The sequence below is a fragment of the Bradyrhizobium sp. 192 genome (assembly GCF_023100965.1).
Classification (GTDB): domain Bacteria; phylum Pseudomonadota; class Alphaproteobacteria; order Rhizobiales; family Xanthobacteraceae; genus Bradyrhizobium; species Bradyrhizobium symbiodeficiens.
Genome location: NZ_CP064690.1, coordinates 1756233 through 1772714 on the forward strand (window position 1 = coordinate 1756233; position 16482 = coordinate 1772714).

General features: G+C 57.8%; 9 protein-coding genes and 2 pseudogenes. 9 read left to right on the forward strand and 2 right to left on the reverse strand.

What is annotated here, in order from left to right:
- Positions 1-359: 359 nt before the first annotated feature.
- Positions 360-536, reverse strand: a complete 177-nt coding sequence (locus tag IVB24_RS08100; RefSeq protein WP_247341962.1) for a hypothetical protein — start codon at positions 534-536, stop codon at positions 360-362.
- Here IVB24_RS08100 and IVB24_RS08105 point away from each other — a divergent pair.
- The 9 genes and pseudogenes from IVB24_RS08105 (at position 520) to IVB24_RS08145 (ending at position 16233) form a co-directional block, all read left to right on the forward strand.
- Positions 520-3345, forward strand: coding sequence for a S8 family serine peptidase (locus tag IVB24_RS08105; protein WP_247772617.1), 2826 nt, complete (start codon positions 520-522; stop codon positions 3343-3345). The two genes, IVB24_RS08100 and IVB24_RS08105, sit on opposite strands and share 17 nt — an antisense overlap.
- A gap of 1 nt (position 3346) precedes the next feature.
- Positions 3347-5404 (forward strand): trypsin-like peptidase domain-containing protein, encoded by a 2058-nt coding sequence (locus IVB24_RS08110; protein ID WP_247341967.1) that lies wholly within the window; start codon positions 3347-3349, stop codon positions 5402-5404.
- Positions 5401-8646 (forward strand): ATP-binding protein, encoded by a 3246-nt coding sequence (locus IVB24_RS08115; RefSeq protein WP_247341970.1) that lies wholly within the window; start codon positions 5401-5403, stop codon positions 8644-8646. The genes IVB24_RS08110 and IVB24_RS08115 overlap by 4 nt, the downstream gene beginning before the upstream one ends.
- On the forward strand, positions 8643-9587 hold the full coding sequence (locus tag IVB24_RS08120; RefSeq protein WP_247772618.1) for a DNA/RNA non-specific endonuclease: 945 nt from the start codon (positions 8643-8645) through the stop codon (positions 9585-9587). The genes IVB24_RS08115 and IVB24_RS08120 overlap by 4 nt, the downstream gene beginning before the upstream one ends.
- Before the next feature lie 353 nt (positions 9588-9940).
- On the forward strand, positions 9941-10882 hold the full coding sequence (locus tag IVB24_RS08125) for a hypothetical protein (protein WP_247341976.1): 942 nt from the start codon (positions 9941-9943) through the stop codon (positions 10880-10882).
- Positions 10882-12057, forward strand: coding sequence for a hypothetical protein (locus IVB24_RS08130; protein WP_247341979.1), 1176 nt, complete (start codon positions 10882-10884; stop codon positions 12055-12057). Before IVB24_RS08125 ends, IVB24_RS08130 begins: the two co-directional genes overlap by 1 nt.
- Positions 12054-12719, forward strand: a pseudogene (rplC, locus tag IVB24_RS08135) (50S ribosomal protein L3); the annotation flags it as partial. The gene IVB24_RS08130 and the pseudogene rplC, both read left to right, overlap by 4 nt.
- Positions 12720-14003: 1284 nt before the next feature.
- Complete coding sequence (locus IVB24_RS08140; RefSeq protein ID WP_247293539.1) at positions 14004-14174, forward strand: hypothetical protein; 171 nt, start codon at positions 14004-14006, stop codon at positions 14172-14174.
- On the forward strand, positions 14164-16233 hold the full coding sequence (locus IVB24_RS08145) for a recombinase family protein (RefSeq protein ID WP_247293541.1): 2070 nt from the start codon (positions 14164-14166) through the stop codon (positions 16231-16233). Before IVB24_RS08140 ends, IVB24_RS08145 begins: the two co-directional genes overlap by 11 nt.
- Here the strand turns inward: IVB24_RS08145 and IVB24_RS08150 are convergent.
- A pseudogene (locus IVB24_RS08150) lies at positions 16203-16463 on the reverse strand (IS3 family transposase); the annotation flags it as partial. The gene IVB24_RS08145 and the pseudogene IVB24_RS08150 sit on opposite strands and share 31 nt — an antisense overlap.
- Positions 16464-16482: the final 19 nt, after the last annotated feature.

A 16482-nucleotide genomic window follows, 5' to 3' on the forward strand; every position in this document is an offset into this window, starting at 1 on the left:
CGCGGACCGAAAATCTAGTGAAGGCCATCAACGATTGAAGACTGCGGCTCGCCGAATGCTATCTCTTCCCGGCAGGCATGATGTCGTCGTGCTCCATCGCAATCTCGACGTTCTTACGGAAGGTGCGGTGCAGGTCGAACTCAAGTGGCTGGTCCAAACACGTACCGGCCGATCGGACGAGCGCGGATAGCGAACCTTTAATGTCGGCCAACAGTCCAAATTTCAGACAAAAATACGCGCCAGGGCTCCAATTCGAAGGCGCCACCTGACCCAACATGTCAACGCGTGCGCCTCCGGCTGATCCCGAACGGTCAATCATGCTGCCCGAGATGGGCAACGGAGGCCCGCGTGAAGCGATTTTACGGGAAAAAAACATTCGAGATAGCAATGGACAATTGATTGATTTTGCGTTTCAATTGGTGGTTGAAACGGTCGGTGATTGCTCCGTTCCACATCGCATTTTCAAGTGGGCTTTTTGCCGGCGCCTGCAGCCGGTAACCAATAATTGTCGAGGAGAAAATGGCAGCGGAAGGCACCAGCGTCTCTATTTCAGAGACAGTTCTCAGGGAGATTGCGCGGCAGGCACATGGCACGGTCGATGGCCTTCCGATGCATATCATCAGGTTCGTTCTGGAATTTCCGAGTGAGCCGGACCTGGCAGAGGCCAGAGTACAACTCACATCCATTCTTGGGTCGGATAAGTTCGATCTTCGTCCGTTAGATGAGCAACTGCCAAAGTTTCTCGTGCTTCAATTCCCGGGTGTGCCACGGACCATTGCGCCGCCCAGGCTTTTTGCTGCGGCCGATTTCCTTTGCGGTAAGCTCGGCCTTGTATCCAGCGTGCCTGACATAGGATCAACCCTCTATGCCGAGCCCGATGCACGCTTTCTGCGTGATGGTGCGCCTGAGTCGGCAATCACGAATGCATTCTGCTGGTCAGATGCCGCTGCACCGGAGGACATGCACTGGGCTCCCAACGCGATCAAGGCAAACCTGGCTTGGACTCTGGAGAACGGCAAGGGTGATGGCATTCTCGTTGCTCAGCCCGACACGGGCATTGCTACGCATCCCGAGTTGGAGCAGGGGATGTTTGACCTCGAGCGAGCCGCGAACGTGCTCGAAGGAGGCACGGATCCTAAAGATCCGCTACGCGCCGGGACTGCCAATCCGGGCCATGGTACGGCAACTTCCAGCGTTGTGGCCAGCAGGCTACAGGGGAAGATCATCGGCGCGGCCCCTCTGGCCAAAGTCATTCCCATCAGGTGCATCGAGGATGTTAAGATTTTCGATGGTGCTCCGGTAGCTCGTGCAATCTTGCACGCAGTATCGGTCAATGCCGACGTCATCTCGATGAGTCTCGGCGGAATTTATAGCCCTTCGATTGCTGCGGCACTCGAAAAGGCGGTCGCCGCCGGCTGCATCGTGGTGGTTGCGTCCGGAAATTGCGTTGGCTTCGTGGTTTATCCCGCGTCCGACCGCAGTTCCATAGCACTTGCTGGCGTGAATGCCGACGACGTGCCATGGAAGGGCACGAGCCGCGGTTCGGCCGTTGACGTCTCGGCTCCAGCTGAGAACGTCTTCGTCGCCCGTCGTACCCCTGAAGACAACGGAACTGGGGTTGTTGCCGGTGGCCAGGGCACGTCCTTTGCTACGGCGCTGACGGCTGGCGTGGCCGCAATTTGGCTTTCCCACTTTGGCCGGGACCGTGTTCGTTCCGAAGCGAAGCGCCGCAATGTCCACGTTCAGGAACTGTTTCGCACGGCGTTACGGCGGACTGCTCGCAAACCTACGGGCTGGAACACGAATCTCTACGGTGCGGGGATCGTCGATGCGCAGTTGCTCCTGCAGTTACCCCTTGCCGAAATTCCGTCCCCCCCTGCGACGGTCGAAGCCGCAGCGCCGACTGGCTTGTCAGATGAAGAACGAGACACGGTGTCGGTGTTCGAACTTGCAGCGTCGCGTGCAAAACTCGATGGGTTCGATTGGGCAAGATACGGTGCCGAAGCGAGCTTCTTGGCCGCGGATGAGCAACGCCGGTCGGATCCGACAAAAGCGGGCCTCGTCGAGTCACGCATTCGGCCGAAGCCGACGTCGGGGCTCAGTGCTAACGCACCCCCCGTACTTCAACGGGTGCTGATGCGGTTAGAGCATGCTCCAGAACTGATCGCCCCACTCGATCGGCAACCAGACCCCAAAAGCACATTTCGAACGCTCTTGCCGCGACGTCGCATCGTGCGGCCCGGAGTCAGCGCAGAGCCTCCACTTCGAGGAAGGAGTGCACAAGAGATACAGGATCGGCTCGACAGCGCCATCAAGAAAATGGATGGTCGTCCCGACGCCACGCCCGAAAGCATGTCTCGACGGCGCGACCTGTTCAATCGAAGTGAAAAACTGCTCAAGAAGGCTCAGGGAGCAGGCGGGCACAATCTGATCTGGACCGAGCGCGCAGACATAGAGGCGCTTGTCCGATTAACCGGACGACCCGCCTTGAAGGTTACAGACGGAACGATCGATCCGGCCGCGTTGGCGGCGACCGAATGGGAAGACACCTTCAAGGTCGACCCGAAGGGTCTGCAGGCGCTTTTCGAAAGAGTCGGTCGCGTCGATCTGGACGGCGAGCATGTCGGGACAGGCTTCGTCGTCGGTGAAGGTCTGATTATGACGAACCGTCACGTGGCGGAAGCCATCGCGGACGAGATCCGCGGAAGCAGGGCGTCTACTTGGATTGTGCAAGGCAACGCCACCATCAATTTCGACGACCGCGGCCTGGGCTCTGCAAAAAAGTTCCAGATAAAGTCGTTGGTGTTCGCTGGCAGCGATACAATAGGGCGCGAGGTGAATTTTGCTCACCTGGACATGGCCTTGTTTGAGGTCGAGACCAGCAACGGAAAATCGAGTTTTCCTACAAAGATATCTCAAGTCGGTGACAGAGATGTCGGCGAAAGCAAAGTTGAGCTCATCGTCGTAGGCTATCCTGCGAGGCCGGACATATCGGCTCTCGAAGATCCCGAAACCCACGAAGTTCGCGACGACATTGCTAAACGGCTCGGTGAAATCTTTGGCCTCGACTACGGGCGGAAATACTTGGCGCCGGGACGCATTGAAGATGTCGCTGGCAGCCTAGACGACGATCGATCTTATCGTTGGGTCTTCTCGCACGACTCGACGACGCTCGCCGGATGCTCCGGCTCGTGCGTCTCGCAACTTGTCGATTTTTTCCCGATCCTTGGTCTGCATTTTGCTGGACGAAATCTAACGGCGAACTACGCCCATTCTCTTGCGGCTGTGCTTGCATCCGGTCAGGTGCCAGCCGCGATCCTTGAGCGATTGGGATGGACAGCCTGAAATGCCGAACGGAGGCAAAACCGCTCTTACTCCATCTAAGCTCGCCCAACAGGTCACTGCGTCGCGAGATATCTTCAAGAAGTGCTACGACGAATTTGCGGCAAATTACGAGGCCGCCAGGCGCTTTATGACGATCACGGCACTTCGTCAAAAGGGCGCACCCCTGGCGTTGGGACCCGGCCTAAATCGTGCGGACTTCGAGGCCGTTTTGGAGGAAGCAGAACGTAACGGATTCCTAGCTTCATTCGTTAAGACGTATTCGGAGCGGCTGTTCACGTCGTCGGCAACAGAAGTCGAAGCCTCAGACCTGCTGGATGACGAAGAGGGAGAAGAAACGTACCGGGCCACGCTTCAGAAGATCCTCGATGATTTTACGCCCATGACCGATGCGGGCACAATCAAAGAGGGAATGCCGAGGCTCGCAAGGAACACCTGCAAGCTCACCGTCAAGCTCTCGGAGGGATCACTTGAAACTGGGACCGGCCTGCTGATAGGGCCGAGGCTGGTGCTCACATGCTGGCATGTCATTAGTTCGCTCGTAACGTTCGAGGCTGGCCTAGAGGGGCCCCAGGGCGAGCCCGATTGGCCCGGCGATCCGGATAGGCGGCTGTCTTCTCGTCTTTCGGTCGAGTTCGACTACGAAGTCAGGGCGAGCCAAATTGGAAACAAGTGGACGTATGGCGTCACGGAAGACTGGCTCGTGGTGGGTAGCCGACTTAGTGCAGATCCAGAGGAGAGGTTGGGCAATTGGAAGCCCAAGCAGCTTGATACCTACCTAGATTTTGTAGTGATCGAGCTGAACAAGCCGGCAGGCTTTGATCGACCATACTACAACCTCGTGAATGAGATCCCTCGCGAGGCTGCGGGGAAGATGATCGTATCGCATCATCCCGGAAATTTCAGCATGCGCTTCTCGCCCGGCGAGTTCGAATCCAGCAGCCCTGTGCCGAAGTTCAATGGCATCGCAGCCAGCGGCGATCGGGTTCTACATACGGCGAACACGATACGCGGATCGTCGGGCGGACCTTGTCTCACCTACGACATGAAGCCTACTGCTCTGCATCAGTTCGTCTACCAATCAGAAAAGAGAACCAAGGGCAAGGTCGAACGGCACGCGACGAACGTGGCAATTCCGCTGACGAAAATCATGCAGAGAGCCCAGGAGACGATTAAGGCGCGCATGGGTAGCTTGAGCGCTCCGCGCTGCACGCTCCAGAGAAGTGGAAAGGCACTTATCGGTCGTTACAGTTTGCAGGAAGCAATTGCTGCCGCCCAGACGCCAGGCGGCCCCAAGATTATTGTCGTTCAGATTCACTATGGCTTGGATCGCAAGCCTCTCAGTCAAATCGGTAAATCGTTCTCGTACGAAATTCTTGATGATGCCCTTGCGCCAGGCTGGCATCGACTCATTACCATCAACGCATCGGATATTAAGGACAATGCGTATTCGACGGCGCAGCTGTTTCTAGATAGGATCAGCGTCGGAAATAATCTCTCAAGAAAATTGACTTCACCGAGTCAGTTCGCTGGTGCCGGAGAATCGACTGAGATCAACGATTCGATCGCGACACTTGCCCGCGATGTAGCAAACGTAATGGAAGAGGACGCAGCGCGGGACACGATCTGGATTGCGATCGACGAAATGGACCGGCACCAGATCAGCGACACGTCGACGAGGGTATTTCTCGAAAAGCTCTATCCGGAGATAGCTACGCGACAGAAGTTGCGTCTCGTTCTGATTGGCATGTCCGATCCGGACATGCCGGCCCTTAAAAGCGTCAACTCCAAATCGGTTGATCCACTAAAGGATCACCTGAATATCGAAGACGTCATTGCCTGGATCCGTAACAGACTCAGTGCAGATCCCGACCGCATGCTGCTCAGCCTTGGTCGCATCGCGACCATGCTCGCTGACCGAGAGATGCTTACCGAAGAAGAGAAACAAGCCGAGCGCGAGCGCGAAAAGCGGACGCGGGAACGCCAAGAGGGGGCTATGAGCAGGAGTGCTGCCATCGCCAAAATCGTAAATGATATCTTTATGCCGTCGACCACGACATGACAGCCCACACCGACCAGCGTCTCCGAGAAAAGACCGACGAGGTGCTGGCCCGCGCCGCGCTTGTCGGCGTCTTCGATCCGCTGGAGTTGCTGGAGTTGGCCCAGAGCGGCGACATGGGCGAGCGCATCCTGGACAGGATCGTTGATCATGTTCAGGAAGTTGTGTTCGAAGATAGAATGTATTGGAAATTGACGGCAAGAGCGCGGCACGACGCGTTGGAACGAGCGATTGCGCGCACGGACTTTGAAACTCTTGTTCAAGAAGCGAAACCCCATCCTAGCGAGCGCTTCTCACATTATCTCATCGCACTCCTCAGAGAGAACGAAGACTACGAGAAATCCCTTGAGGACCAGCAGCTATCGAGGTCCGAGCTACAGGACCTTGCTGGAGCTCAGGACTTCGTAAATCGGGCACGTAAGAAGCCTTCACCCAGCGGCAAGTCGGATCCTCGTTGGAAGCTCGCCAGGATGGATGATGAGCAAAGGTTACGTCACGTCGCGCCGAAGTTGGTTGGACGAACTCACGAGCTAGGACTACTCACGGCTTACGCTGCCAATGGAAACGTCGAAAGCTCAATTGAACTTGACACCATTATCGCTGATCCAAAGAAGTTGGATTGGTTGCGGCCGCTTCTCCTCACCGGGATTGGGGGGAGTGGAAAGTCGGCGCTGGTGGCCGAACTGGTAAGAACGGTGCGGAAGGACGATTGGAGCGGCCCAATTACGGTACTGCTCGACTATGATCGGCCAAATCTGGCGCTGGGCGCGGAGAAAGAATGGACGGCGGAACTGACGCGCCAAATTGGACGCGCGCGGACCGAACTGGACGGTGAGATGGACGGACTCAGACGCGACGCGCTTCGCGTCGCTTCTGAAACCAATAGCGACCTCAAGTCCGCGGACATCCTACTTGAGCGGCTCGGTGACACCCTCGGTCGTCAGACGGTTCGGCATGACCTCCTTCTGGTCGTCGATACATTTGAGGAACTGATTGTTTCCTCTGAAATGGGACTGGCCGACGAGGAACTTGAGCGTGAGCCGTTCGGGCTGGTCCTATCCTGGATAGACCGGCTCATGGACCTTCAAACTGAAAATGGGTCGCCGGCGTTCAAGACCGTCAGGGCTATTGTTGCGGGGCGCATCCAACCATTCGTAGGCGAACCCCGGAGGCTGCCAGCTTGGTTCTGTGGTCACCTCGAACTCGGACCGTTCTCTCCACAGGAGACCGGAGACTTTTTGCGAGTAAGGGACACGGAGAACAAATTCAATGAGCAGTGGATTGAGCTCATTTCGGAGTCCAAGATCAGGTGGTATCCACTTTTCCTCATCGTGCTAATCAAATTTGCGGCACAAAAGAGCAGCCAAGAGATCGACGAGATCGCTCGCGATATGGGGGGCGCGACGTTATACGGAACTGTCGAGGCAATGAGAGTCCTGTACTCGAGGTTCCTGTATAGAATTAAGGACCACATAGTATCCAGAGGGCCGAACGACAGAAGAACGATACCGAAAGAGCAGATCTGCCAACTCGCCCACCCTGGTCTTGCGCTTAAGACGGTTACTGCTGAACTCATTCGCGATGTGCTCGCCGGACCTTGCGGGCTCGGCAATATCGACATTGACCGAGCCAGGGATCTTCTACGCGCGTTGTCCAAGGAAGCGTGGTTGGTCGACTCTTACGGGCCAAATGAGGTCCGGCACGTAACGAGTCTGCGTCGGCTTATGCTGCCGATGCTTTGCGGTACGACGCGAACACCAGACGGTGAGCCATCGGATCTGCATATTCGGGTACGTTTTGTGCAGCAAAGGGCCGCGGAATGGTACGAGGAGCCATCTCGGGTGCAAGAGCCGGAGTCGCCCGCCATGGCTGCCTACTATCGAGCATTCTACGGGGACGTTTCCGCGATCGCTTCGGATGAGGCGCTCGCGCGAAGGGTACTCCATATTGGACGGGAGGACGTTCACGCGATGCCTCCTGCCGCACGCGCAATTCTGCTGAAAGATGAACAGTCTTTGACTTCCGAGGAAGAGGCCGCGCTACCCGAACCCCAGAAGCGGGACGTCGAAGTCCGCAACTTAAACAAGCGATCGAAAGCGGGTGTCATCCGCGCCTCCAAGCCACCGAGCGCCTCCGCGCCGCAGCGCATCGAAACTTACGGCGTCCCGACCGAAGCGCCGGGCGCCCCTAGTTCCCCTTCAATCCGTCGACAAGCGACGCTCGAGGATATCTTCGACGATGCTGATTTGGCCGCTCGTGTCGACGTCGCATTCAAATCAGCGGACTTTCTGGAGGCGACGAGGCTTGCGGCGCCTTCGATGGAGAGCTTATCGCGGCAGATGATTGGTAGACTGCCGTCTTCGATGGTTCAACGCCTGACTACTCATTGGACGTGGAAGTGGGCTTGCGCGCACCTCGCCTTGGGGAGCGGGAGAACAGTGGTCGAGCAGTGGCAACTGCGCGATCTCGACATACGCCCGGGTTGGGTTGACTACGTTCCTTTGATCGCCATTGCTCGCATAGCAGCGTGCGACGTTTCGCTGTTCCAATCGCGTAGAAACCGACCGTGGTTGACTTCGGGCGATATGCTTGATCTTGACGGCATGAGAATGATCGCGCTGGACCTGGTTGCGTTGGATATCGATCCTGTACTTCCAATGTCGCTCAGCCAGGCGTTCTCAGACGAAGGGTGGTCATCAGCGGAAAGAGGATCTGGTCCGTTCGAGTTTTCTGAAGAAGCAAGGGTTCAAATGCTCGTTCTTCAGAAAAGCGACGTCCATCGCTATCTCGCGCTCAGTGAGATGTACAATTCAAATCAACCGGTTCGCCCGCACCCCGAGATTTTGGAAAACAGCCAGCTGCGTGCTTTCGTTCGTGGTCGAACGCCCGAGCTCTATGATCCCATCCGAGCCGCGCTAATCGATGTCGTGCGATATGCCCCGGGGCAGTTAGGCGACGTGCTTGAACGGTTATCACGCGAGCGCCGAATGTGGCCTGCTGATATGCGCCCGGAGCGACTGCTCTCCGAACTGCAAAAAGCCCGCCAGGCTGATTTCTTGTTGCTCCGCCTTGTCGAGTTTGTCGATGTTTGCGGCCTCCTGAAAAGCTTTGTCACCAGCTTTCACGGTTTGGCCCTAGAGAGAGTACGAGTGATGTCGCAACTCATGGAAAAGTACGACTCGCTCTTGCTCACCGGAAAACAGCCAAAGCCCAGCAATAATGCTCGCGTGAGGGGAAGACGATGAAGTTCAATCTGGAGGCGCGTCCCTTTCTTTCCGACTTAAAGTTCGTGGCGCCTCGCGCCGGTGATCCCGGCCTCGAGGCAGCTGAGTTGGAGGGCGCCCGCAGGGTCAGGCGCTCTCCTCCCGAGCGGTTCGAAGGTCGAACGGGATACAACGCCAACTTCCTTGGTTTTGCGATCCCGCTCCCGGATGCTGCCAGACTAAGAGGGGATATGCTGGAAATCGAAGGTAACGCGGAAAGTCGCCTGGATTACGAACACTTCTCGGTGGTGATGTCGAAGTCGCGACGGATGCCGATGTTCGTAGGCGTCAATATCGACGGCGAGGCAGCCGTCAAGGTGGTCCGCAGTCCGCCGGATAAATGGTTCTACGACGGGCGCATCCCGGACGAAGCCCAAATTGGCGAAGACCTATACGTCGACAATATCCTCGATCGTGGCCATCTGGTCCGCAGGGAAGATCCCAATTGGGGAGAGACGGCTGAGACTGCAAACTACGATACATTCCATTTTACGAATTGTACGCCGCAGGCTTCACATTTCAATCAACAGACATGGCTGAGCCTGGAAGACTACATCCTCAAGAATACGAAGGCTCAGGAAGCCAAAGTGAACGTATTTAGCGGCCCGATCTTCCTAGACAATGACCGTCTTTATCGCGGGGCAAAGATACCAGTGGCGTACTGGAAGGTGATCTCGTTCGTGTCCAATGCAGGTAGGCCGTCCTCGACCGCTTACACGATTGATCAGGTGCAAGAACTGAAGGAGCTCGAAGCGGTCTTTGGAGCCTTCAAGACCTATCAACGGAGCGTGCGCTCCATTGAGAAGATGACAGGCCTTTCCTTCGGGCAACTGCGCGATTTCGACGGCTTCTCTAACGAGGAGCAGCGAACCAGAACGTCCATCGTCGCGGAAGTGCGCGATGCGTCCGATATGCGTGTCTGAACATGTCCTTGGCTGCCGATCAATTTTGCTGTGGATTGCGGGAAAACGAGCCGCGGGTCGTGCTGCCCGTGCGAGACTCGCAACCACGAATCGCAGCTTCGCCGGGAGATTGTCAGGTGCAGTTGGGCTTGCCATTCGCTGAGCGAGTGCCTGAACCGGTGTCGTACGTCTGGCTCCTTGCATGCGAATCTCGTTTTGAAGAGGCTGTCGCCGCGCGCTTTCGGCAGCGAGCCCATGCAATCGTGGATGGGCGCGACGGCAGGCCGGTGGTCCTTCCTCAAGACGTCATTCTTTTGCATCGCTCGGACGGCTCGTTCTTGGCGTTCGGGCCTGTCGGAGTTGACGGAGGCTCCGTGCTGGAATCGATCCGACGCTTTATTTTTATCAGCAGAAACGTCGTCGCTCGGGAACCTACCTGTGACGTGATTGGGCTGTTTTTGGGCGATGGCGGAATAAGCAATTGGACGCCGCCAACATTGAGTACCCCGCTCGAGCGGGCATTAGCGACTCTGCGTCACCACTCTACGCGTGATCTTCCCGAAGTTCGTGAGCAGAGATGCCGCGCGATATTGGAACTCCTGCCGCGAGATGCGGATCCGCTGCTCGTCGCGCTGGTCGAGCTTGAGCGGATCGACGCGCGTTGGATGGCACAATCCGGAGTGGACAGGCGAGAGTATCTGGAATGGACAGACCGCTTCTCGCAGCTTGGGGCAACGCGAATGGCGCGGCGGCCGCATCGGGTGTTCCGTCAAACCGGCGAGTTTCCTGATCTTTTCGGTGATTCCGCTAAGGAACAGCCTTCGTGGTATCGCGCCGGATATCGTGCGGTACCGATGCTCGCTCAACGACTGACCGTAAACGAGTCGATGAGGGGTACCGCGCGCGGCGGAGGTTATCGTGACGAATTACCGCTGCCGGCGATACCGGAAGCGCAACTGTGTGCATGGATCAGAGGTGTGCCATCGGCAAAACTTCAGCCGATGGTTGGCGCGCGACCGTTAGGCACCTCGTTAATCGATTTCGAAGTTCGCGCCGTCCTTGACTCGGAGCTGGCAGTTCGTCTCGGCATTTCCGGCAAAGCAGGGATTAAGGACGGGATTTGTGAACTGCGGGCATACAGTACTTCCTGCGAAGTGGTTCCCACCCGCATCGAGCGTTCGATTGGTGAGCCTGGATATTTCCATGTCGCCGCCCGACGTCCCGGCAATGGCGCCGTTGACGTCGAGTTTCACTTTTCTAGTGGTTCGCCGCTGGTGGTCAGAACCTCTCTCTCAAAATCCCGTGTAGCAGTATAATGAAAATAAATCGCGTTCATTACAGTGGCCGGCGGCCCGTCTGCATTCGCAACTCGATCGCCAACGGCGATCTGATCACTTCTCTCGTTTTCGACGATAAGGACGACATAGACTTTTATGCTCCGGCCAAACATGACGAAATCAGAAGGCACTCTAACGACATATTGGACTTTGTCGGAGGCAGCGACTTTGAGCAATTAAGGTTTGATAGTCTGTCCGACGAAAAGAAGGCCGAGCTTCTCGATCAGGTCGCAAAGAGAGGATCCGAGCTTTTCGATGCGCTGATCGCGGACGAGGACAAAGAAGAGTTCATCAAGATTCTTCACGATCATGCGGGAGAGGACGGTGCAGTTAGTGTGCGTTCGACGGCCGTGCGCGTTCCCTGGGAATTCGTCTACATCAAACCCGCCACAGAGCGTTACAATCCGCTCGGCTTTCTAGGGCAGCTGTATCTTCTGCCGAGAATCGCTCCACCGCTGCATTCACCATCGCGGAGTGACGGTAGCTACCGTCCCTACCAAAGCGAGGGCGGCAAGCAAACAGGTACAGGGAAGTTAGACGTCGGCGTGATCTACGATGATTGGAAGGATAACAAATCATCCCGGCATATTTCTTCGGCTTGGTTTTCTTCTCGCCCCCACATAAGCGTCCAAGCACTGCCCCAACTGACGGCCGCCGCTTCCGTTCGCCCGCAGATGCTCGACCGTCTTCGAACTTTTCTCCTTCAGCCCGTCGATAGCTTTCTATTCACCTGCGGACTTTGGCGAACTCCGCGGCCAAGCTATTCGGTAGATATCAGAATCTGGGACCGTTTCGAGTGGCGGTTTGCGGACACTACAAACTTGAAGCTACGTGGTCACGACCACTTGCTGGTGTTCCTTGATGTCGATTACGCGGCGTATAACGCCCTGTCTCCCGCGCCGAGTCTGGCCGAAAAAATGCACCACAACGGTGCAGCCGTCGTGGTCGCGCCAATTGGAAAGGTCGATCATCTGCTTTCGGAACAGCTATCGGATCAGTTTTTTCAGAACGTCATGGGCGGGCAGGGGATCGGCCTTTCGTTGCTTTTCGCGCGCAGGCATATCCTGCAAGTGAAATCGAATCCAACCGCTCTGTTTTGGACTGCGTTCGGCGACGTCTGGACCGACCTTACTGGGGAAGGAGCGGCAGCGTGAGGACCGGGGTGTTAGCTGTTAAAGAGGGGATGTCGCGGGTCTTTGACGCCAGCGGCAATGTGGTTCCGGTTACCATTTTGCGACTGCCGAACTGCCAAGTTCTTGGGCACCGCACGGAGGAGAAGAATGGCTATGTCGCCATGCAATTGGGGGCGGGAACTCGCAAGACGGTTAACATGCCGAAGGCCTTGCGCGGGCAGTTCGCCGTCGCGAAGGTCGAACCGAAGGGACATTTGGAAGAATTCCGTGTGTCGGAGGACGCCCTTATCCCGGTAGGGGCGGAAATCACGGCCGATCACTTCGTGGTGGGTCAATTTGTCGACGTCACCGGCACTACAATTGGCAAAGGCTTCCAAGGAGGCATGAAAAAGCACGGGTTCGGGGGTTTGCGTGCCACCCACGGAGTATCTATTTCCCATCGATCGATCGGCTCGACAGGCGGTCGCCAAGATCCCGGAAAAACTTGGAAAAACAAGAAGATGCCGGGGCAGATGGGCGGCGAGCGGGTAACCGCCTTAAGCCTGCGCGTCGTGGAAGTAGATACATTCCATGGCGTCATAAAAGTGTGCGGAGCTGTTCCTGGCCCAAAGCATGCTTGGATACGGGTTCGGGATGCAATCAAAAAGCCGCTACCTAAAGAGGTACCTAAACCGGGCCGCTATATCGAACCAAATTTAAACGACTACGTGCTGTCGTCTGATACAGTCGTAGGGTCGGAGAACGAACTGTTGAGTGCGTTTGTTGATCTCGAGGAGGGGGACGTACCGGGCCGCCTCGCCGCGGTCCGGTCGATGCTGGCGCACGTCGGCGTCGTTCGTGCGCAGTCATCCGAAAAGCCGGGCCGGGCTAAGCGGGTTCGTGCCATCGAGAAGGCTTTTGTTGATGCACTTTTCGACGAGGCGCCTGACGTCCGCTGGGCGGCGGCATATGCCATAGCCACCCTAAAGGACAAGGACCACAAGCTGGACCAGTCGCGCATTCCCGACTACGGCAAGAGCAAAGGCGACGAGCCTCGCGTGCAGCGGATGTTAGAGGCGTACCTCCAGGATGCGGATGTCGACTTGCTCACCGGCCTCTCAATCGACGTTACACAAAAGAGCAAGCGCACCATAAAGCTGAAGCTGGAAGCGCAAATATCGCGTGAGTTACCTATCGTGCTCAATGGCAAGCACGTGTTAACCGGATCGGCGGATTCGCTCAAAGTTGGAAGCATTGTAACGGTGACAATTAGCGATGCGCTAGGCGGCCTGCATGCGACCATCAAGAAAGAGGTCGAAACGACAAACGGAGTGTCGGCAACCGCGGAAGTCGAAGTCCCGGCCTCTAAGGACAACGAGATCTATGTCGACTTCAAGATAGGTGGCCGCTCTCTCGACACGCTAAGCGCGCCTCTTCAGAACGTATTGGAGCAATGAGCTGCACCCGGTTCTGTTGACACCGGCTTAAGCTAATCCGACCTTCCGTTCGAACTCCATAGGGCTCAGATATCCGATCGTCGAATGCCTTCGCTTCGGATTGTACAACGACGTTTGAGAACGCCCACAGGACCGTTCTTCGCGAGGTTCTTTATCGGCATCATCCTTGGTTTGGGCGCCGAGTTTGCGTTCATGGGGCCATCGACAAGGCCGACGATGTCGTTTTTCGCTGCACCCTGGACGGATCGCAAGCAGACCGTTGGCTGGAAGTTCCCGCATGGATGTTCGACCGGACGGCATGCCATGATGCCGGGTTTCTGACAGCTCAGCCGCTTGTTAGGATCGATGCACTTGCGGCGCTTTCTGCGCTTCTCGATGTAGCGTTGAAGGATCGAACGCCATCAGCTGCCCCGCTTTCTGGCGCATCCAGAGGCTCTCACGGCCAGAATCGGGGAGCGACTCATGTCAAGCCAGACGGCAATGCCAGGGAGCGGATACCGACACAATCAACGACCGCGGCCGCAGGAGCAGATGGATCTGTTCGGGAGCGGCCTGTCGAACGGCGCCATCGGCGCGCCGGCATGGTCGGAGCTGCCGGCGGAAGCGCAGGCGGCCCTTATGAGTCTGATGACGCAGTTGATCCTCGACCATGCTGCGACGACGGCGACGCCGCGCGCGAAGGAGGTCGGTCATGATTTCTGACAAGGTCAGGCCTCATCATCTCGAGCGCAAGGCGCTTCTTTACGTGCGTCAATCCTCAGCGCATCAGGTGTTGCACAATCGCGAGAGCAGTGCGTTGCAGTATGCCATGCGGGACCGGCTGACGGCGCTCGGGTGGTCAGAGATTGAAGTGATCGATGATGATCTCGGTCGTTCAGCCGCCGGCGGGGTACAACGCGCCGGTTTCGAGCGGATGGTAGCGGAGGTTTGCCTCGGTAAGGTTGGCGCGGTTTGCGCCCGCGAGGTCTCGCGCTTCGCTCGCAACAGCCGGGATTGGCAGCAACTCATCGAGATGTGTCGTGTGGTCGATACCGTCCTGGTCGATCAGGAGACGATCTATGCACCGAGGCACGGTAACGACCGCCTGCTGCTCGGGCTCAAGGGCAGCCTCAACGAGTACGAGCTGGATCTGTTGCGCCAGCGCTCGCTCTCGGCCCGCTACGAGAAGGCGCGCCGGGGCGAGTTGGTTGTGGCGGCGCCCGTCGGCTTCGTGAAGGCCGGCGACCATTATGAGAAAGATCCGGATGGGCGTGTCCAGGAAGCGATCAAGCTGGTGTTCGACAAGGTCGAGGAACTGGGCAGCGCGCGACAGGCGCTCTGCTGGCTCCACGAGTACAATCTCGATCTGCCGGTGAAGCAGACCAGCGGCGACACGGCCTGGCGGCGACCAAGCTACTCCGCCATCCACCGGATCATTGAGAACCCGGTCTACGGCGGCGCCTATGCCTATGGTAAGACGGCTGTGGCGGCGGGATACAGCGCCGCAGGCGTGAGCGTGAAGATCCGCCGCAAGGCGCGGAACGAATGGCTGGCGCTGAAGCCCAACACCCACGAAGGGTATGTGAGCTGGGAGAGGTTCGAGGCGATCCGCACTATGGTCAGCAGCAACATTCCCACCGGCCGGCATCACGGCGCGCCCAAGCATGGTGACGGGCTGCTGGCCGGCCTGATCCGGTGCAAGCGCTGCGGCCGCAAGCTCACACTCCGATACTCCGGCATGAAGCACCATATCCCGCGCTACAGCTGCAGCCGCGCCTGGATGGACAATGGTGGCCCTCACTGCATCGGCTTCGGCGGACTGCGCGTCGATGATGCAGTCGAGGAAGCGCTGCTTGGCGTCGTCGGTCCGGGCGCTATCGCCGCTGCAACCGCGGCCGCCAAGGAAGCCAGGGAACGGCGGGATCAGGTGCGCGATGCTCTCAGTCGCGACCTCGAAGCGGCGCGCTATGCCGCCGACCGGGCCTTCCGGCAGTACGATGCCGCTGACCCCGCGAACCGGCTGGTGGCGGGCGAGCTTGAAGCGCGCTGGAACAGGGCGCTCGCTCACGCGGCGGAGGTCGAGGGCAAGATCGCAATGCATGAGGCGGCGACGCCCGCCCCCATTGCCGATCCAGCTTCGCTCGGCGTTCTAGCCTCGAACCTCAAAGCGGTCTGGGATGCGCCGACGACGGATGCTCGCCTCAAGAAGCGCGTTGTGCGCACCCTCATCCATGAGGTCGTGGCCGATATCGACGATGCGGCCTCCGAGATCGTCCTCATCGTCCACTGGGTCGGCGGCGTTCACAGCGAGATACGCCTGCCCAAGCGCCGGCGCGGGCAGCGTAACAGCACCTCCGCCAACATCATCGAGGCTGTGCGCCGACTGGTGCTGATCGCCAGCGACGATCTGATCGCCGGCCTCCTCAACCGCAACGGCCTCGAGACCGGTAACGGCAATCGCTGGACGCGCGAGCGTGTTACCTCGCTGCGCTCGAACTATCGCATCCCGGTGTTCAAGCCCGCCGAGGACGGCATCGAGCACTGGCTAAACCTCAGCAACGCCGCCAAGCTCCTGAAGATCGCGCCCAAGACGCTCCGGCTGGCCGCTGAAGCCGGTGAAATCGAAGCCATCCATCCTCTGTCGGATGGTCCTTGGATCTTCGCCCGCAGCTCGCTGATAACAACTGCTGCTCGATCTATCGCCGAACGAGCGCGACAGAACCCAAGATACCCCACGGGATCGAATCCCAATCAGCAAAGTCTTTTCTCTTCAACAACATAGACAGATGGGTGTTCCGATGCGCGGTTGTAGAAGCGCTCGATGTAGTCGAACACGTCGGCCTTGGCCTCGTTGCGTGACCGGTACACTTTGCGCGCTGTTCGCTCGGTCTTCAAGGACGAGAAGAAGCTCTCCATTGCAGCGTTGTCCCAGACATTGCCTGACCGGCTCATCGAGCAGACCACGCCGTGATCGGCCATCAGCCTCTGGAACTGTTCGCTGGTGTATTGGGCGGATTCAAACGGTCGTCGC